Genomic DNA, 17,434 nt, shown 5'->3' with positions numbered 1-17,434 from the left:
ATGACCTCATGCGGCTGACCATGATCGCCGACAGCCACGTGCCGAAGCGGGCGCGGGACCTGCCCGCGCCCGTCTGGGCGGCGATCGAGGCCGCCGACGTGGTGCTGCACGCCGGGGACTGGGTCGACGTGGCGCTGCTGGACGCCGTCGAGGCCCGGAGCCGGCGGCTGGTCGGGGTGTACGGCAACAACGACGGCCCGGAGCTGCGCGCCCGCCTGCCCGAGGTCGCCCGGGTGGAGCTCGACGGCCTGCGGGTGGCGGTGGTCCACGAGACCGGCCCGAAGACCCGCCGCGAGGAGCGCTGCGCCGCCGCCTTCGGCGATCGCGACCTGCTCGTCTTCGGGCACTCGCACATCCCCTGGGACAGCGTCGCCCCGGGCGGGCTGCGGCTGCTCAACCCCGGGTCGCCGACCGACCGGCGGACCCAGCCGTACGCGACGTTCCTGACCGCGCGAGTGGCGGCGGGGCGGCTCGAGGACGTCGAGCTGCACCGCCTGCCCCCGCGGTGAGAGGTCACCGGCCCCGGCCGGTCTCCTCCTGGAGCTCGTCGATCCGCCGGGACGCCTCGGCCTTGGTGAGGTCGTCCGGCACCTCCTCGCCGGCCTCCCGGGCCAGCGTGTGCAGGTACGACTCCTGGGCGGCGGTCGGCGGCTCCTCGCCGGTCACCCAGTCGTCCGGGTCCTTGATCGCGCCCTGCGGGTCGGGCTGCTGCCGGTTGCGGTCCGTCATGATGATCACCCTTTCTTCGAACAGGTGTACCACTACCCCGGGTGTCGGTCCTTCATGCCGCGCCGGCCCGCGGCACCTACGATCACCGGGTGGATTCGGGTGTGATCGTGGTGGGAGCCGGCATCGCCGGGGTGGCGTGCGCGAGCGAACTGGTCCGGGCCGGCGTGCCGGTGGAGATCCGCGAACGCGGCCGGGTGGCCGGCGGCCGGATGGCCAGCAAACGCTTCGACGGCCGGCCCGCGGACCTCGGCGCCGCGTACTTCACCGCGGACGACCCCGACTTCGTCGAGGTGGTGCGGCGGTGGCAGGCGGCCGGGCTGGTCCGGGAGTGGACCGACACCTTCGTCGCGTACGGCCCGGACGGCCGGCGGGAAGTGCCCGGTCCGACGCGTTGGGCCGCCCCCCGCGGCCTGCGCTCGCTGGTCGAGGAGTTGGCCCGGGAGCTGCCGGTGACGGTGGACCGGCTGGTCATGACGGTCGAGCCCGGGCCGGTGGTGGACGGTCGACGCTGCGCGGCCGTGGCGTTGTGCATGCCCGGCCCGCAGGCGGCGCTGCTGCTCGACCCGGCGCTGGAGGGGGCCAGCCGCGCCGCCGGGGAGCAGCGCTGGTCGCCCACCCTCGCCGCCGTGCTGCGCTTTCCGTCCCGACGGTGGCCCGACTTCCGGGGCGCCTTCGTCAACGACCACCCGGTGCTGGCGCTGGTCTGCGACGACGGCGACCGGCGCGGCGACGCCGCCCCGGTGCTGGTGGCGCACACCACCGCTGAGTTCGCCGCCGGGCACCTGGCGCAGCCCACCGCCGCCGGCCCGGCGATCGAGGGCGCGGTCCGTGACCTGCTCGGCCTGCCCGAGCCGGCCGAGCTGACCCACGTGCACCGCTGGACGTACGCCAAGCCGGCCGCCCCCGGCCGCGACGGCACCTGTCACCTCGACGCCGACCGGGTCGGCCTCGCCGGCGACGCCTTCGGCAAGCCCCGCGTGCAGAGCGCCTGGCGCTCCGGCCACGACCTCGGCCGCGCCCTCGCCGCCCAGCTGCACGCCGCCGCCCCACCCTCGTCGAGCTAGCGGGCGCCGGCGGGGGTGGCTTCCCGGTCGGGGGCGTCGGTGGTGCGTTCGCCGCTGCGGTCGAGCAGCTGCATGACCGGCGTGGCGGCGACCCCGTGCACCACCACCGAGACGATCACCACCAGGCCGACCGTGGCCCAGACCAGTTCGGCCTGGGGGAAGTCCGTCTTCGTGGTGGCGTACGCCAGGTAGTAGAGCGAGCCGACCCCCCGGATGCCGAAGAGCGAGATGACCCAGTGCTCGGCCGGCCGGCCCGGCGCGCCGCGCAGCGACAGCCAGCCGAACAGCGGTCGCAGGACGAAGACCAGCGCCAGCCCGACCGCCGCGGCCTGCCAGGTCAGCGGGGTCAGCAGCCCGCCGATCACCGCGCCGCCGAAGAGCAGCAGCAGCAGCACGGTCAGCAGCCGCTCGATCTGCTCGGCGAAGTCGTGCAGCACGGTGTGGTACTCGTGGGTACGCTCCGCGGCCCGGATCGCCCGGGCGGCCACGAAGACGGCCAGGAAGCCGTACCCGCCGACGACCTCCACCAGCCCGTACGCCAGGAAGGTCGCGGCCAGCGCGAGGAAACCCTCGGCGTGCCGGGCCAGCCGCAGCTCGCTGGGGGCGCGGAAGAAGAGCCTGCCGAGCAGCCAGCCGATCAGCAGACCGCCGCCGACCCCGACGGCGAGCTTGTAGAGCACGTCGACGGTGAACCAGTCGGCGAGCCAGTCGGCGGGGGCGAGGCTGGTGCTGGCGATGGCGATGGCCGCGTAGACGAACGGGAAGGCCAGCCCGTCGTTCAGGCCGGCCTCGGAGGTGAGGGCGAAGCGCACCTCGTCCTCGGAGTCCTCCACGTCGGTCGGCTCGCCGACCTGCACGTCGGCGGCGAGCACCGGGTCCGTCGGGGCCAGCGCCGCGCCCAGCAGCAGCGCGGCGGCCGGCACCAGCCCGGCCCACCACCAGCCGAGCAGCGCCACCGCGGCGATGCAGAGCGGCATGGCGATGGCCAACAGCCGCCAGGTCGACGCCCAGCGGCGCCAGCTCAGCGGCCGGTCGATCTTGAGCCCGGCGCCCATCAGCGCGACGATCACGCCGATCTCGGTCAGGTGGGTGGTCACCTCGGGGTACGCCAGTGGGTCCGGCGTCGGCAGCCCGGTGGGGAGCAGGAAGACCAGCATGCCCAGGCCGAGGAAGGCTATCGGCATCGACAGCGGGCGGCGCTCCAGCACCCTGGGCAGGATCCCGGCGAGCAGGGCTCCCACCCCGACCAGGGCGAACGCGACGTCGACCGGCTCCACGGCACCACCTCTCACGCCTCGACCACGACCGCGGGCGAGGTGGGGGACTGTGCCCCGTGGTGCCGGAGGCTAAGCGTCGCCGTGCGTCTTGTCCCGGCGTGACGTACGTCCCCTTCCGGCGAGCGGGGAGTCGGCGAGCCGGGCCAGCAGGTCGGCCGGGTCCTCGTAGACGGCCACCGCGCCCGCGCCGGCCAGCTCGCCCCGGCTGGTCCCGCCGCAGGTCAGCCCCACGCAGGGAATGTCGAGCTGGCCGGCGGCCGCGACGTCCCAGACCGCGTCGCCGACGAAGACCACCCGCCGGGCGTCGAGCCCGGACTGCTCCAGGGCGGCGACCAGGATGTCCGGTGCGGGCTTGCTCTCCTCGGCGTCCGCCGACGAGGTGACGGTGTCGATCACGTCGTCCGCGTCCAGCGCCGCCCGCAGCGCCGTGATCTCGTGTTCGGCGGCCGAGGTGGCCAGCACCACCCGCAGCCCCGAGGCGGCGCACGCCCGCAGCAGGTCGGCCGCCCCCGGCAGCGGCACCAGCCGCTCCCAGTACTCGCCGAAGAAGCCGTCGTGGGCCTCCCGGAGCCGGCCGTCGGCGGCCCGGTTCCGCTCCGGCCCGAGCAGGTGGTCGAGGAGCTTGTCCGAGCCCATGCCGATGGACCGGTGGATGTGCGCCATCGGCACCCGGTGGTCGGCCTGTCGCAGCGCCTCCCACCAGCTGACCGTGTGCAGGTACGTGGTGTCGACCAGGGTGCCGTCGACGTCGAAGAGGACGCCGGTGGGGAGTTCGCCGCTCATGGCGTCCTCCTACCCCTTCCGGGGCGCGCCGACGCACCCGTCAATCGGTCGGGATGAGGATCTCGAACCAGACCGTCGAGCCGCGGACGGTGGGATCGGTGCCCCACGCGTCGCTGAGCTGTTCGATCAGGCCGAGGCCGCGGCCCCGGCTGCTGAGGGTCTCCGTCTGGGGGCGGGTCACCGCCCCCCGGGTGCCGGAGTCGGCGACCGAGACCAGCAGCCGCTCCGCGCTCAGGTCGATCACCACCCGCGCCGCCGTGCCGGCGTGCAGCAGGGCGTTGGTGGTCAGCTCGCTGGTGCACAGCACCGCCGCCCCGATCACCGCCTCGGGCACCCGCCACTGGGTGAGCTGCCCGGTCATCCAGTGCCGTACCCGGCTGGGGGCGGTCGGCTCGGCGGGCATCTCCATGCTTGCCGAGCGGCTCGGCTTGAGCGCGTGCTCGACCGCCAGCACCGCCACGTCGTCCTCGGTGGCGCCGGGGACCGCCGCGCTGGCCACGGCGCAGAGCGCCCGCGGGTCGCCGCTCGCGGCGTCGGCCACCGCCGCGACCAGGCCGTCCAGCCCCACCGACAGGCTCTGCCGCCGCCGCTCGACGACCCCGTCGCTGAACATCAGCAGGGTGTCGCCCGGGCGGAACGGCACGGTGGTGGTGCGGGGCCGGCAGCCCAGGCCGAGCGGGGCGGCCGCCGACACCGGCAGGTACGAGGCGCTGACCGTGCCGTCGGGGGCGCAGCGCCGGATCAGCGGTGGCGGGTGGCCCGCGCTGGCCAGGGTGATCTGCTCCCGGTCGGCGTCGACCACGCCGAAGACCACGGTGACGAAGAGCTCCTGGGTGCCGGTCTCGGTGCCGAGGCTGGCCACCAGCCGGTCCAGGCCGGCGAGCACGGCGTCCGGGCGCGGGTCGGTCAGCGCCAGGGCGCGCAGCGCCGCGCGGACCTGCCCCATCCGGGCGGCGGCCTGCACGTCGTGGCCGGCCACGTCGCCGAGGACCACGCCGAGACCGCCGGTGGGCAGCAGGAAGGCGTCGTAGAAGTCCCCACCGGCGGCGTTGCCGTCGACCCCCGGGTCGTACCGGGCGGCGATGCGCAGCCGGGGCAGCGCCGGCAACTGCTCGGGCAGCATGCTGCGTTGCAGCAGCTGGGCGGTGCCGTGCTGGGTCTCGAACCGGCGGGCCCGTTCGGCGGCCTGGCCGACCAGCTCGGCGGAGGCGGCGAGCAGCGCCCGTTCCGCCGCCGACCAGACGTGCGGGGTCTGGTAGGCGACGGCGAGCCCGCCCCGGATCACCGAGGAGCGCAGCGGCAGCGCGGCCAGCGCCCTGATCTTCTGGTCGTGCCGGTCCACCGCGCTGTCCCGCAGCGGCTGGCCGTCGGCGGTGAAGTGCGGCACGCCGCTGCGGGCGGTCACCACCACGGGCCCGGGAGAGTCGGCGGTGGCGCGACGCCACAGCGGCGGCAGCCGCTCGTCCGCCTCGTCGAGCAACTCGCCGCGGACCCGCCGGACCGTCCGCCAGGCCGGGCCGTCGTCGACCGAGAAGCTCACCCGGTCGGCGTCGAAGGAGTGCAGCGCGTAGCGCAGGGTCACCCGGGCCACGTCGTCCAGGGTGAGCGTGCCGGAGAGCGCGGCGGCGAAGTCGCTGAGGCTCTGCAACTGCTGGGTCAGCTGGGTGGTCTGCGCGGCGACGGTGAGCACGCCCACGACCCGGCCGGCGCTGTCCCGCACGGGGGAGTGGCCGCGGGTGAAGACGGCGTGGTCCCCGGTGGTGGCGAGGTGCCGGTCCACCGGCAGCACCGACTCGCGCTGGAGGAAGGACTCGCCGCGCCGGTAGGCGCGCTCGATGACGTCACCGACCCCCGGGGTGTGCCACAGGTCGGCGTAGACCTCGGGGGCGGGCCGACCGATCGCGGCGGGGTGTCGGTCGCCGATCACCTCGGAGTAGGCCTGGTTGTAGATCATCAGGAAGTCGTCGCCGTAGTAGAGCGCCATCGGCACCGGCGAGGAGAGGAGCACGTCCACGATGCTGCGGACCGCCGGGTCCCATTCCTGCGGCGGGCCGAGCGGCGTGTCCGCCCACGGGTGGGCGAGCACGGCTGCGGCCACCTGCGAGACCGGGGCCGGTCCGGGAGCGGCGGCTGGTGACGTGGGGACTCGCCCGACCGTGCCTGGCATGCCCGCAGCCTAGCCGGAGCCCGCGGCGGACGATCCGATCATGCCCCCCGACGGGGTGCGAGGGGTCGGTGCGCGGGGCATATGGCCTGGTCAGGGGAGCTTTCGCGGGCGATGTCGGGAAATTGTCGAGGGTCGTCGCGGCGTGCTACCGGATCGAAGGGGTAAGCGGGCGGCGCAGTCCATAGGACAGGAGGGACATCATGCCGAAAACCCTCGCGGTCAGGCAGGCCGACATCGGCGACGCCGTGGCCGACATGTGGAGGTCGGTCCTGCTCTTCATCCCGCGGGCCATCGCGTTCATCGCCATCCTCGTGGTCGGTTGGCTGATCGCCCGAGCGGTCCTGAAGATCGTGGACACGGTACTGGAACGGGTGGGGTTCGACCGCGCGGTCGAACGCGGTGGCATCAAACGTGCGCTGGAACGCACGAAGTACGACGCCAGTGACATCCTGGCCAAGCTCGCGTACTACGCCGTCCTGCTGTTCACGTTGCAGTTCGCGTTCGGGGTGTGGGGTCCCAACGCGATCAGTGACCTGATCCGCGGGGTGGTGGCGTGGCTGCCACGGGCCTTCGTGGCGATCGTCATCGTGGTCATCGCGGCCGCCATCGCCAACGCGGTCCGGGAGCTCGTCACCGGCGCCCTGGGCGGCCTGTCGTACGGCAAGGTGCTGGCCGACGTGGTGGCCGTGTTCATCCTGGCGCTCGGTGTGATCGCGGCGCTGAACCAGGTGGGCATCGCCACGACGGTGACCACCCCGGTGCTGATCGCCGTGCTCGCCACGGTCGCCGGCATCCTGATCGTCGGCGTCGGCGGTGGTCTGGTGAAGCCGATGCAGAGCCGCTGGGACGGCTGGCTCGACCGCGCGGCGGAGGAGTCGCGGGCCGTCCAGGAGCACCGTCGCGCGCGGGCGGCCGGGCAGGGCGACATGAACCGCCAGATGGCCGACCGGACCGGCGAGCGGACGCAGGCCATGCCGCGCGGCGAGGAGGCCCGCCCGATGGCCGGCCGGGGCACGTACCAGTCCGGCAACGTCGACGAGACCCAGCAGTTCCGCAGTCCGGGCAGCTGACCCGGGGCGTACCGCAGGGAGGGTGTCCGCGCGCGCGGGCGCCCTCCCGTCGTGTCAGGCCGGTTCGAGGTGGCGCGGGTCGAGCGTGCGGGCCAACGCGCAGACCGCCAGCAGCCGGGTGAGCAGCCAGTCGGGCTCGGTCCAGTCGACCGCGCCGGCGGGCGGGAGCAGGCCGTGCTCCCGGGCCGCCTCGCGGAGCCCCTCGACGTAGCCGGCGAGGGCCGCCGGGGTGAGCGGTCGCCGGTCGCCGTCGAGGCTGTCACGGACCGCCGCGGCGTGCTGGTCGACCATGGCGAGCAGGCCCGGGCGAACGGCTGCCGCGGCGAGGCCGGCGGCGCCGACGGTGGCGGTGAGCAGGGCGAGGGTGGACCGCGCAGCGCTCGCGGCGGTCCGGGTCGCGACCTGGGAGTACGGCACACGCATGGGGACCGAGGTTAATCACCGGTAGGGTTCCGCGGCCTCGTCCGCTCGGCCGGTACCGGGTCCCCCTCCCGTCGGCCGGCCCCGTCCGGCGGGATTGACCCGGTCCTGGCTGGGCAGAAGGAGAACCGCGCGCGTACGGGCGCACCTGGCAGCGTGGAGGGACGAATGGGACAGCACGCGGACGGCCCCGACCAGCGGCACCGCCGGCCCGCCGGGGTGAGCGACGAGACGGTGGCCGCGCTCGGCAAGCTCAGCGAGGCGCTGGAGACGGTGGAGCGGGCGCGCGGGCACCTCTACTCACTGCACCAGCTGATCGGGCACGCCGACCTGATGCTCGACGACGCGGTCGCGCAGTTCCGGGCGGCCGGTCACCACGACCTCGCCGATCGGATCGACACCGACCTGCTCGGCCGTAACGTGATCGCGGGGCGCTGGACCTTCCAGATCGTCGAGGACTTCGACGACAACTACTACGGGTTCTTCCGCGAGCTGGACCGGGACGCCCGGGACAAGCTGGTCGACGGGCGACGGCACCTGTACGAGGCGGAGATGAAGGAGCAGCGACGGACCCCGGGCCGGCCCGGCCACGAGGCCCGGCCGGACAGCGAGCGCTAGTCGCCCGAGGCTTCGGCCGGCCGACGCCGGCTGGTGTCGTCGGCGATGATCACGGTGGCCACCATGAGCGCGACGCAGAGGCTGAACAGCCACGAGTCATCGGCGGCGAACCTGGCGGAGACCGGGGCCTGGAGCGCGGCGAGCAGGAAGCCGAGCCAGGCCAGGCGGCGCTGACGTGGGGTGAGGATGCCGGAGCCCTGTTGCATCCCGAAAGTCTTGCGCGGGGACCCCCGATTGCCGTCAGCCGAACGGCGGATTCTGGATGGCCTGTCTGGATTGCTGCCCGTTCGGACGTTGCTTTTTACCTTTTCGGGGGAAGCGACTGCGACGTAATCCGTATTTGCCGATGAGGCAGGATGACTGGCCGTGTCCGCCCCCCGGCCCCGCGCCTCGCTGCTCCTGCTCGCCTATCTCGCGTTCGTCAGCCTCGGCCTCCCCGACGGGCTGATCGGGGTCGGCTGGCCGTCCATCCGCGCCGACTTCGCCGTGCCGACCGGCGCGATCGGCCTGATCCTCACCGCCGGCACCGCCGGCTACCTGACGTCCAGCGTGCTGGCCGGCTTCACCCTGGCCCGGCTCGGCGTCGGGCGCCTGCTCGCCGGGAGCACCCTGCTGGCCAGCCTGGCGCTCACCGGCTACGCCTCGGCGCCCGGGCTGACCCTGATGGTCGGCTGCGCCCTGGTGCTCGGCCTCGGCTCCGGCGCGATCGACTCCGGGCTCAACGCGTACGCGGCGGGGGCCTTCGGGCCACGGCACATGAACTGGATGCACGCCTTCTTCGGCCTCGGCGTGGCGATCGGGCCGCTGGTCATGACGACCGCCCTGGCTGCCGGACTGAGCTGGCGCTGGGCGTACGGCCTCACCGCCGCCGCCCAGCTCGCCCTGGCCGCCGCGTTCGCGCTGACCGTACGCGCCTGGCGGGACCGGTCACCGGCGCCGGACGTACCCGGGGAGCCCGTCGCCGGCGGACCCGCCTCCGCCGGGCTCGCGGCCGGCGGCCCGGTCGTCGCCGCGCCGGTCCGCGAGACACTGCGGCTGCCGGCGGTGTGGCTCGGCGCGCTCGCCTTCGCCCTCTACGTGGCGATCGAGATCGGCACCGGGCTCTTCGCGTTCCTGCTGCTCACCGAGGGGCGTGGGGTGGCCGCGGCGACCGCCGGTCTCTGCGTCTCCGGGTACTGGGGGAGCCTCTTCGTGGGGCGGGTGGTGCAGGGCTTCGTCGCCGAGCGGCTGGGCACCGACCGGGTGCTGCGGGGCAGCCTGGCGGGCATGGTGGTCGGCGCCGCGCTGATTGCCCTGCCCGCTCCCGCCGTGGTGACCGTCGCCGGCCTGTTCCTGGTCGGGTTCGCCGCCGCGCCGGTCTTCCCGCTGCTCACCCTGACCACCGCCGAGCGGGTCGGCGCGGCCCACGCGGACCGGGTCATCGGCGTCCAGATCGGCGCCGCAGGCCTGGGCGCGGCGCTCATCCCGGGCGGGCTGGGCGTGCTGATCGGCGCCACCTCGGTGGCCGTGCTCGGCCCGGTCCTGACGGTGCTGGCGGCGGCCCTGCTGGCCCTGCACCTCGCCGCCCGCCGGGCGACGGCGGGCGGCTGAGCGCCGGCCGAACCCGGTCTCGCTCGGCCGTCCGCCTCGGGCAGCCATGGTCGCTCGCGCGGCCGGCCATGCCGCGGTGAGCGGCTCACACGTCGGGGCCGGTCCGTCCGGTGGTGGACGGACGGTACGCCCGCTCCGGGTCGGTCATCTCCCGCCGCTCGCCCTCGGGCGCGGCGCCCCGGTCGACGGCCTCGGGGCCGTGCCCGAAGGCGGCCTCCTCGCCCGCGTCGTTGCCGGTGGCGTCGTCGGCCTGCCCGTCGATGGTCGACCGGGCGATCGCCCGCTCCAACTCCTCCAGCGGGGTCTTCTGCTCGTCCCGCCACACGTGGTCGTCGTTGTCCGTCATCCCATCGCGGTACCCGGGCCCGGTGATCGCAAACGGCCACCCCGCGTGGCCCTGACATCGGGCCGGGCGGCGCCGGCCGTGGACACGGCGATGGCCGCCGGATTACCGGCGGCCATCGGTGCACGTGTGGTGCGGGGGAGTGGATCAGGGCTGGGGGCGGGCCACCTCGCCACGCCAGGCGCCGGTCTCCTGACCGCGCCGCTCGATGAACTGCTTGAACCGCTCCAGGTCGCCCTTGGCGCGCCGGTCGACCACGCCCAGCTTGTCGCCGGCCTTCTCGACCACCCCGTGCGGCTCGAAGTCCATCTGGAGGGTGACCCGGGTGTTGCCCTCGTCGAGGCGGTGGAAGGTGACCACACCGGCCTGCTGGGTACCCCCGGTGGACTTCCACGCCACCCGCTCGTCGGGCAGCTGCTCGGTGATCTCGGCGTCGAACTCGCGCTTGACGCCGGCGATCTCCACCGTCCAGTGGGTCATCCTGTCCGACAGCTGCCGGACCTCCTGCACCCCCTCCATGAAGTGGGGGAACTCCTCGAACTGGGTCCACTGGTCGTAGACCGTCCGGATCGGGACGGACACGTCGACGTGCTCGATAACGCCACTCATGAAAGGTCCTCCTCCATCCGCCGGTGATGGTCCGAATCGTGGCTCGATCCGGTCACCAGCGCGTCGTCTCGTTCGTGTGCCCGAGCGCGGCCCACACCTCGGAAATCGTCTGGTACCGCGTGCCGTCGGGTAGCCGCTCCAGCGCGGCGATGATGTCGGCGGGCGCCTGGTTCTCCCGGGCGTTGGCCAGCAGCGCCTCGCGGTCACCGGGCAGGGCCGTCATGGTGATGAACCGGCCGAGTCGGCTGCGCCCCTCGACATCGTCGGCGCTCATCCCCTGTGGGTTGCCGCCGCGGGACGCGCCGGCCGTCACCGTCTTCGGCTCCGGCTGGTCCTCGCCGGCCGGTTCCGGCTGGCGGGACTCCTCGACCCGTGAGCCGGCGGCCCCCGGCCCCTGTACGAGGCCGCTGACCTCCTGGCTCATGTTCTCGTCGATCCTCGGTCCGTGTTTGCTGCTGCCACGTTCCATGCCTTCTGTGCTACCCGCCGGGACCGGGCGGAAACGCCGAACCCGGCACCCGGTCACGAACCGGCGGCGGTCTTCGGCGGGAGCACCGGCTCGCCCGGGTCCTCCGCGCCGGTCTGGAGCACCCGGCCCCGCTGGAGCTCCGCGTTGATCTGGACCCCGAACAGCAGCGCGCAGTTGGAGAGGTAGAGCCAGACCAGGAAGGCGATGACCGCCCCCAGGCTGCCGTAGGTGACGTCGTACGAGCCGAAGTTGGCCACGTACAGGCCGAAGCCGAACGAGGCGATCACCCAGGAGAGCAGGGCCACCGCCCCACCCGGAGTCAGCCAGCGGAACCTCGGCTGTTGGACGTTCGGGGCGATCCAGAACAACAGCGACAGCAGCGTCATCATCACCAGCGCGAGCACCGGCCACTTCGCCACGCTCCACACCGTGCGGGCCAGCCCGCCCGCGCCGACCAGGTCGCCCACCGCGTCGGTGACCGGGCCGCTGACGATCAGGCCGAAGGCCACCACGGCGAGCAGCAGCAGGCTCAGCCCGGCCATGCCGACCTGCAACGGGCGCAGCTTGTAGAACGGGCGCCCCTCCTGCACTCCGTAGATCGCGTTGGAGGCCCGGCTGAACGCGCCGATGAACCCCGAGGCGGACCAGAGCGCGCCGAGCAGACCGAAGCTGAGCAGCACCTTCGCCCCGCTCTGCTGGTCGACCACGGTTCGGACCACGGAGACGAAACCCTCGTTGGCGACCACCGAGCCGGCGCCCATCTGCCGGGCCAGGTCGAGCACCGTGTCCACGGTGCGCTCCCCGTCGGAGACCAGCCCCACCAGGGCCACCACGACGACCGTGGACGGGAAGAGCGCCAGCACCCCGTAGTAGGTCAGCGCCGCCGCCCAGTCCGCGCAGTTGTCCTTGAGGAAGTTCTGCCCGCTGCGTACCAGCGCCCCGCGCCAGGTGGACCAGCTCAGCTGGCGTACCCGGCGAGGCAGGCGCGCCTTCTCACCGCCGGCAACCGCGGCCGGCTCCGTCGTCGCTGCCATGCCCGCTCCCGTCACCCAGGCGGCCGGCCGCACCAGCCGGCTTCGCCTGGCCCCGCCGGTACCCGGTGCCGGAAATCGACAAACCCGACCGTGGAGTTTGCCGGTGGGACCCGGGGGAACGGTCTAGGACGACGGACCAGACGCGGAGGAGGACGAGATGCCCGGGCGCGAGGTTTTGCCCAGCACGCTGCGGCGCTCCCCGGAGAAGGCGCAGCGCACCTGGGAGAAGACGCACGACTCGGCGGTGGAGACCTACGGCGAGGGGGAGCGGGCGCACCGCACCGCGTTCGCCGCGGTCAAGCACGAGTACGAGAAGGTCGGCGACCACTGGGAGCCCAAGGGTCGCAAGGGTCCCAGCGACCGCCAGGCCGAGGGCGGCGGTCCCGCCCGGCGGGCCCCCACGGCCGGCGGGGTGGACGCCAACGCCCCGAAGGACCACCTGATGGAGGTGGCCCGGAAACTGGACGTGCCGGGCCGGTCCCGGATGACCAAGCCGGAACTGGTCAAGGCCATCGAGAAGGCCAACAACAACGCCACCCGCCAGGCGCGCGGCGGCCGCTGACGCGCACTTTCCCCGAAAGAGTGGCTGTCCCGCGCGGGACAGCCACTCTTTCCGGGTACGGGTGGGCTCAGGGCGTGCTCACCAGTGGCCGCCGCCGGGGGCCTCCAGGTGGACCGTCTTCACGGTGCTGAACTCGTCGAGCAGTTCGGGGCCGTAGCCGAAGCCCTGGCCGCTCCCGCGGCGCGGCTGCGCGGCACCGCCCGGCGCGCCGCCGAAGACCGCGTTGATCTTCACGGTGCCGACCGGCAGCTCCCGCCAGGCCCGCTGGGCGTGGCTCATCGATGCGGTGAGCACCGTGCCGGCCAGCCCGTACGGAGAGTCGGCGGCGCAGCGCAGCGCCTCGCTGAACGAGTCGACCACCACCACCGCCGCGACCGGGCCGAACGTCTCCTCCCGGACCAGCGCCATCTCCTGCCGGCAGTCGGTCACCACCGTCGCCGGATAGAACGCACCCGAACCCTCCGGCAGCACCCCGCCGGCGCGCAGCGTCGCCCCCTCGGCCACCGCCGCGGTCACCTGCCCGTGCACGTGGTCGCGGTGCCGCCGGTCCACCAGCGGGCCCAGCTCCGTGGCCGGATCCCGCCCCGGCCCGACGGTCAGCGCGCCGGCCCGCTCGACCAGCGCGTCGACGAAGTCCTCGGCCACGTCCCGATGTACGTAGATCCGCTCCACCGCGACGCAGATCTGCCCGGCGTTGGCGAACGCCCCGACCGCCGCCTGATCGGCCGCCCAGACCGGATCCACCCCGGCGTCGACGATCAGCGGATCGCTGCCGCCGTTCTCCAGCAGCCCCTTCGCGCCGGTCCGGGCGCAGGCCGCGGCGATCGCCCGGCCGGTGGCGGTCGAGCCCACATGGGCGACCACGTCCACCTGCTGCGCGGCCAGCGCCGCGCCCACCTCGGCGCCGCCGGTCAGCAGGGAGAGCACCCCGGGCGGCAGCGCGCCGGCGAGGATCTTCGCCAGCAGCCAACCGGTCGCCGGGGTCCGCTCGCTCGGCTTGTAGAGCACCACGTTCCCGGTCACCAGGGCCGCGCCGAGCAGGCCGCAGGAGACCGCCACCGGGTCGTTCCACGGGGTGATCGCGGCGACCACGCCGCGCGGCTCCGGGGCCATGAAGTCGATCGCGTCCGCCCCGCCGTGCAGCGTCCGGCCACCGCGCAGCGGGCCCAGCTCGGCGTACTGGCGCAGCGTGCCGATGCCCGCCTCGACGCCGCCCCGGGCGTCGCCCAGGGGCTTACCCATCTCCGCCGTCGTCGCCGCGGCCAGCTCGTCGGCCGCCGCCGCCAGGGCGTCCGCCGCCCGGTGCAGCGCCGCCGCCCGCTCCCCGGCGGGCGTCGCCGCCCACTCGGCGACCACCCCCCGGGCGGCCTCCACCGCCTTGGCCGCCTCGTCCGCCGTCGCCACCGGCACGGTGCTGACCGGCGAGCCGTCCGCCGGGTCGTGCACGGTCAGCTCACCACCCTCGCCGCCCGCGCCCCACACTCCACCGATGAGCTGTTCAACCCTGTACATGCGGACGGGGATGCCCCGGGCCCGGCGAGGCAAACGCGTTTCGCCCGGTTGCTGGCCGGGTAGGCGGATCGGGTGATCACGACCGGCACGGAAAGCGCGGACGCCGTCGTCATCGGCGCCGGGCACAACGGACTGGTGGCCGCGAACCTGCTCGCCGACGCCGGCTGGGACGTCCTGGTGCTGGAGGCCACCGCCGCACCCGGCGGCGCGGTGCGCTCCGCCGAGGTGACCGCACCCGGCTACCTCAGCGACCTCTACAGCTCCTTCTACCCCCTCGGGTACGCCTCCCCGGTGCTGCGCGACCTCGACCTGACCCGGTACGGCCTGACGTGGACCCACGCCCCCGACGTGCTCGCCCACCTGCTGCCCGACGGGCGGGCCGCCGTGATCAACCGGGACCTGGACCGCACCGCCGAGTCGCTGGAGGCGTTCGCGCCCGGCGACGGCGACCGCTGGCGGCACGCGTACGCCGACTGGCGCGAGGTGGCCGAGCCGATGCTCGACAGCATCACCCGGCCGTTCCCGCCGGTCCGCGGCGGGCTGACCCTGCTGCGCCGGCTGCGGGTCGGCGGCGCGCTGCGCCTGGCCCGCCGGCTGGTCGTCCCGGTCCGCAAGCTCGGCGACGAGCTCTTCGACGGCGAGGGCGGGCCGGCGCTGCTGGCCGGCTGCGCCCTGCACACCGACCTCTCCCCGGAGGAGGCCGGCTCCGGTGTGTACGGCTGGCTGCTGGCCATGCTCGGCCAGCAGGTCGGCTGGCCGGTGCCGGTCGGCGGCGCCCAGAAGATCACCGACGCGCTGGTCGCCCGCCTCGTCGAGCGGGGCGGCCGGATCTCCTACGGCGCCCGGGTCGACCGGGTGCTCACCGCCCGGGGCCGGGCGATGGGGGTACGCACCCTCGGCGGGGCCACCTGGCGGGCCCGCCGGGCGGTGCTGGCCGACGTGCCCGCCCCCGCGCTCTACCTCGACCTGGTCGGCGCCGCCCACCTGCCCCCGCGACTGGTGGAGGACCTCGCCCACTTCAAGTGGGACGGCTCCACCCTCAAGGTCGACTGGGCGCTCTCCGGACCGGTGCCGTGGACGAACCGGGCGGTGGCCACCGCCGGCACCGTGCACCTCGGCGCGGACCTCAACGGCCTCACCACGTACGCCGGCGAGCTGGCCCGGGGCGAGGTGCCCCGGGACCCGTTCCTGCTGGTCGGGCAGATGACGACGGCCGACCCGACGCACTCGCCACCGGGCACCGAGTCGCTCTGGTCGTACACCCATCTGCCGTTCCGGCCGCAGTGGCGGTCGGAGGACCTGACCGGGCACGTGGAGCGGATGGAGGAGGTGCTGGAGGCGGCCGCCCCCGGCTTCCGCAGCCTGATCGTCGGGCGGCACGTGGCCGGGCCGGCCGACCTGGAGGACGGCGACCCGAGCCTGGTGGGCGGGGCGCTGGGCGGCGGCACGGCCGCGGCGTACCAGCAGCTCTTCCTGCGCCCGATCCCCGGCCTGGGCCGCGCGGACACCCCGGTGGACCGGCTCTTCCTGGCCAGCTCCTCGGCCCACCCGGGCGGCGGCGTGCACGGCGCGCCCGGGGCGAACGCGGCCCGGGCGGCGCTGGCCCGCGACCGCGCGCTCACCGGCGGCCTGTACGCCGGGGTGATCGACGCCGCCCACCGGGCGGTCTACCGCTGAGACCCCGGCCACCCGGCCGGGGCGCGGTCAGCGCTCCAGGTTGCGGTGCCGGGTCCGCAGCTTGAACGGCATGAGCGCGCTCTCCACCTTGGTGGCGGTGGTCATCTTCGAGACGCCGTCGCGGCGCTCCTCGAAGCGGATCGGCACCTCCAGGATGGTGTGCCCCAGCTTGGTGGCGAGGTAGTGCATCTCCACCTGGAAGCTGTAGCCGTTCGACTGGACCCGCTCCAGGCCGATGTCGCGCAGCGCGTCGGCCCGCCAGATCTTGAAGCCCGCGGTCAGGTCGCGGATGCGGACCCGCAGCAGCGTGTGCACGTAGAGATTGGCCCAGCCGCTGAGCGCGCGACGGTAGAGCGGCCAGTTCTCGTCCAGCTGCCCACCCGGCACGTAGCGGGAGCCGATCACCACGCCGGCCTGGGTGGAGAGCAGCGCGCCGAGCATGCCGGGCAGGGCCTCCGGCGGGTGCGACAGGTCGGCGTCCATCTGGGCGACGTAGTCCGCGCCACCGTCGAGCGCCCGGGTGATCCCGTCCACGTACGCCCGGCCCAGGCCCTCCTTGCCGGCCCGGTGCGCCACCTGCACCCGGTCCGGGTACTCGATGGCCAGCTTGTCCGCCGCCTCGCCCGTGCCGTCCGGCGAGTTGTCGTCGGCGACGAGGACCTTCAGGCCGGGCAGCGGCAGGGCGAGAAGCCGCTCGACCAGCGCCGGGAGGTTGCCCGCCTCGTTGTAGGTGGGGACCACGACGGTCAGGCGCGCGTCCCGCCACGGCGAGGGCAGCTCCACGGGTTCGATCATCACGGACATCCTCAGTCGGCCGACAGCTTTCTTACTTAGGGTAGCCAGTGCCCGTTTCCGGCTCCCGGCGAGGTTCCCGGTGACGATCAGGTCACCCATTGGCGCTCTCGTCCGCCTTCTGTCGGGTGGCGATGTCGGAGAGCCGGCTCAGCGTCTCCTTGTTGCGCTGGTGCAGCACCAGATCGTTGACCTTGGTGCGGATCCAGCGCAGCGGGCCGGCGGCGAAGTCCTCCCCGATCCGCACCCGGGTGGCACCGTCGCCCACCGGCTCCAGCGTGAACACCACGATCGCCTCGCCGGCCGGCCAGAGCCCGGCCTTGAGCACCAGCCGGCGGGGCGGCTCGCACTCCAGCACGGTGGAGGCGTCCTGGAGCGAGAACGGCCAGGGTCCCGCCTTGTGGTGCAGCTGGGTGCCGACCCTGGGCCAGTCGTCGTCGACGTCGCGCACGTGCACGGTGCCGACCACCCAGTCGCTGTACGTCCACCCGTCGGCGAGCACGTCGAAGACCTGCTCCGGGGGCGCATCTATCACTTTCTCCACAATCGCCACCGGGGTTCTGTACCCCTCCCGACCGGGTGGTTAACCGTCCGCGTTAGCTTCTCCGGGACGACGGGTAAGGCCGCAGCGGCGACCCGTGCCCGGCCGGCGGCGATGAGCCGTACCGCCGGGTAGATGATGTTTACTCCGCAGGGCTCCGGGAACCCGCCGCGCGTG

Annotated in this window: 20 protein-coding genes; 7 read left to right on the top strand and 13 right to left on the bottom strand. The window is 74.3% G+C overall.

The features are described 5' to 3' along the window. The first annotated feature begins 8 nt into the window (after nucleotides 1-8). Complete coding sequence (locus tag V6U81_RS04145) at nucleotides 9-509, top strand: metallophosphoesterase family protein (protein ID WP_334484587.1); 501 nt, start codon at nucleotides 9-11, stop codon at nucleotides 507-509. A gap of 4 nt (nucleotides 510-513) precedes the next feature. On the opposite strand, the gene V6U81_RS04140 is transcribed toward V6U81_RS04145, so the two are convergent. Next, nucleotides 514-729, bottom strand: a complete 216-nt coding sequence (locus V6U81_RS04140) for a DUF3072 domain-containing protein (protein ID WP_334484584.1) — start codon at nucleotides 727-729, stop codon at nucleotides 514-516. A gap of 101 nt (nucleotides 730-830) precedes the next feature. Between V6U81_RS04140 and V6U81_RS04135 the strand changes: the two genes are divergently transcribed. Next, complete coding sequence (locus tag V6U81_RS04135) at nucleotides 831-1,793, top strand: NAD(P)/FAD-dependent oxidoreductase (RefSeq protein ID WP_334484794.1); 963 nt, start codon at nucleotides 831-833, stop codon at nucleotides 1,791-1,793. Here V6U81_RS04135 and V6U81_RS04130 read toward each other — a convergent pair. From V6U81_RS04130 to V6U81_RS04120, 3 genes are all read right to left on the bottom strand, one after another. Further along, entirely contained in the window at nucleotides 1,790-3,070 is a 1,281-nt protein-coding gene (locus V6U81_RS04130; protein WP_334484582.1) for a cation:proton antiporter, read from the bottom strand. The two genes, V6U81_RS04135 and V6U81_RS04130, sit on opposite strands and share 4 nt — an antisense overlap. 69 nt (nucleotides 3,071-3,139) lie before the next feature. Further along, nucleotides 3,140-3,853, bottom strand: coding sequence for an HAD family hydrolase (locus tag V6U81_RS04125; protein WP_334484579.1), 714 nt, complete (start codon nucleotides 3,851-3,853; stop codon nucleotides 3,140-3,142). A gap of 40 nt (nucleotides 3,854-3,893) precedes the next feature. Further along, nucleotides 3,894-6,020, bottom strand: a complete 2,127-nt coding sequence (locus V6U81_RS04120; RefSeq protein ID WP_334484577.1) for an ATP-binding SpoIIE family protein phosphatase — start codon at nucleotides 6,018-6,020, stop codon at nucleotides 3,894-3,896. 200 nt (nucleotides 6,021-6,220) lie between these two features. Here V6U81_RS04120 and V6U81_RS04115 point away from each other — a divergent pair, with 200 nt between their 5' ends. Then, on the top strand, nucleotides 6,221-7,090 hold the full coding sequence (locus V6U81_RS04115; protein ID WP_334484574.1) for a mechanosensitive ion channel family protein: 870 nt from the start codon (nucleotides 6,221-6,223) through the stop codon (nucleotides 7,088-7,090). A gap of 54 nt (nucleotides 7,091-7,144) precedes the next feature. On the opposite strand, the gene V6U81_RS04110 is transcribed toward V6U81_RS04115, so the two are convergent. Continuing rightward, the gene (locus tag V6U81_RS04110) at nucleotides 7,145-7,513 is read right to left on the bottom strand and encodes a DUF6401 family natural product biosynthesis protein (RefSeq protein WP_334484571.1); all 369 of its coding nucleotides are present in this window, start codon (nucleotides 7,511-7,513) and stop codon (nucleotides 7,145-7,147) included. Nucleotides 7,514-7,678: 165 nt separating this feature from the next. Between V6U81_RS04110 and V6U81_RS04105 the strand changes: the two genes are divergently transcribed. After that, the gene (locus tag V6U81_RS04105; protein WP_334484568.1) at nucleotides 7,679-8,128 is read left to right on the top strand and encodes a hypothetical protein; all 450 of its coding nucleotides are present in this window, start codon (nucleotides 7,679-7,681) and stop codon (nucleotides 8,126-8,128) included. On the opposite strand, the gene V6U81_RS04100 is transcribed toward V6U81_RS04105, so the two are convergent. Then, nucleotides 8,125-8,334, bottom strand: coding sequence for a hypothetical protein (locus V6U81_RS04100; RefSeq protein WP_334484565.1), 210 nt, complete (start codon nucleotides 8,332-8,334; stop codon nucleotides 8,125-8,127). The two genes, V6U81_RS04105 and V6U81_RS04100, sit on opposite strands and share 4 nt — an antisense overlap. Nucleotides 8,335-8,494: 160 nt before the next feature. Here V6U81_RS04100 and V6U81_RS04095 point away from each other — a divergent pair, with 160 nt between their 5' ends. After that, nucleotides 8,495-9,718, top strand: coding sequence for an MFS transporter (locus V6U81_RS04095; protein WP_334484562.1), 1,224 nt, complete (start codon nucleotides 8,495-8,497; stop codon nucleotides 9,716-9,718). Between the two features lie 85 nt (nucleotides 9,719-9,803). Here V6U81_RS04095 and V6U81_RS04090 read toward each other — a convergent pair whose 3' ends face one another. The 4 genes from V6U81_RS04090 to V6U81_RS04075 all read right to left on the bottom strand — a co-directional run bounded on the left by V6U81_RS04090 (nucleotide 9,804) and on the right by V6U81_RS04075 (nucleotide 12,173). Then, nucleotides 9,804-10,064 (bottom strand): hypothetical protein, encoded by a 261-nt coding sequence (locus V6U81_RS04090; protein ID WP_334484559.1) that lies wholly within the window; start codon nucleotides 10,062-10,064, stop codon nucleotides 9,804-9,806. A gap of 144 nt (nucleotides 10,065-10,208) precedes the next feature. After that, nucleotides 10,209-10,670, bottom strand: a complete 462-nt coding sequence (locus tag V6U81_RS04085) for an SRPBCC family protein (protein WP_334484556.1) — start codon at nucleotides 10,668-10,670, stop codon at nucleotides 10,209-10,211. Between the two features lie 52 nt (nucleotides 10,671-10,722). Then, nucleotides 10,723-11,139 carry a DUF2795 domain-containing protein gene (locus V6U81_RS04080; RefSeq protein WP_334484553.1) on the bottom strand — a complete coding sequence of 139 codons (417 nt, stop codon included), beginning with the start codon at nucleotides 11,137-11,139 and terminating at the stop codon, nucleotides 10,723-10,725. A 53-nt stretch (nucleotides 11,140-11,192) separates the two neighbouring features. Further along, on the bottom strand, nucleotides 11,193-12,173 hold the full coding sequence (locus tag V6U81_RS04075; protein ID WP_334484550.1) for a YihY/virulence factor BrkB family protein: 981 nt from the start codon (nucleotides 12,171-12,173) through the stop codon (nucleotides 11,193-11,195). Between the two features lie 157 nt (nucleotides 12,174-12,330). Here V6U81_RS04075 and V6U81_RS04070 point away from each other — a divergent pair, with 157 nt between their 5' ends. Beyond that, the gene (locus V6U81_RS04070) at nucleotides 12,331-12,735 is read left to right on the top strand and encodes a ChaB family protein (RefSeq protein WP_334484547.1); all 405 of its coding nucleotides are present in this window, start codon (nucleotides 12,331-12,333) and stop codon (nucleotides 12,733-12,735) included. A 78-nt stretch (nucleotides 12,736-12,813) separates the two neighbouring features. On the opposite strand, the gene V6U81_RS04065 is transcribed toward V6U81_RS04070, so the two are convergent. Beyond that, entirely contained in the window at nucleotides 12,814-14,247 is a 1,434-nt protein-coding gene (locus V6U81_RS04065) for an aldehyde dehydrogenase family protein (protein ID WP_334484544.1), read from the bottom strand. 72 nt (nucleotides 14,248-14,319) lie between these two features. Between V6U81_RS04065 and V6U81_RS04060 the strand changes: the two genes are divergently transcribed. After that, the gene (locus V6U81_RS04060) at nucleotides 14,320-15,924 is read left to right on the top strand and encodes a phytoene desaturase family protein (RefSeq protein ID WP_334484541.1); all 1,605 of its coding nucleotides are present in this window, start codon (nucleotides 14,320-14,322) and stop codon (nucleotides 15,922-15,924) included. Nucleotides 15,925-15,951: 27 nt separating this feature from the next. Here V6U81_RS04060 and V6U81_RS04055 read toward each other — a convergent pair whose 3' ends face one another. Further along, nucleotides 15,952-16,719: a polyprenol monophosphomannose synthase gene (locus tag V6U81_RS04055; protein WP_334484538.1), complete on the bottom strand. Its 768-nt coding sequence runs from the start codon at nucleotides 16,717-16,719 to the stop codon at nucleotides 15,952-15,954. 91 nt (nucleotides 16,720-16,810) lie between these two features. Beyond that, nucleotides 16,811-17,269, bottom strand: a complete 459-nt coding sequence (locus V6U81_RS04050) for an SRPBCC family protein (protein ID WP_334484535.1) — start codon at nucleotides 17,267-17,269, stop codon at nucleotides 16,811-16,813. Between the last annotated feature and the right edge of the window lie 165 nt (nucleotides 17,270-17,434).

Source organism: Micromonospora lacuserhaii (assembly GCF_036902735.1).
Lineage (GTDB): Bacteria > Actinomycetota > Actinomycetes > Mycobacteriales > Micromonosporaceae > Micromonospora.
The sequence above is the reverse complement of the archived record's forward strand: the minus strand, read 5'-3'. Positions and strand labels throughout refer to the sequence as shown.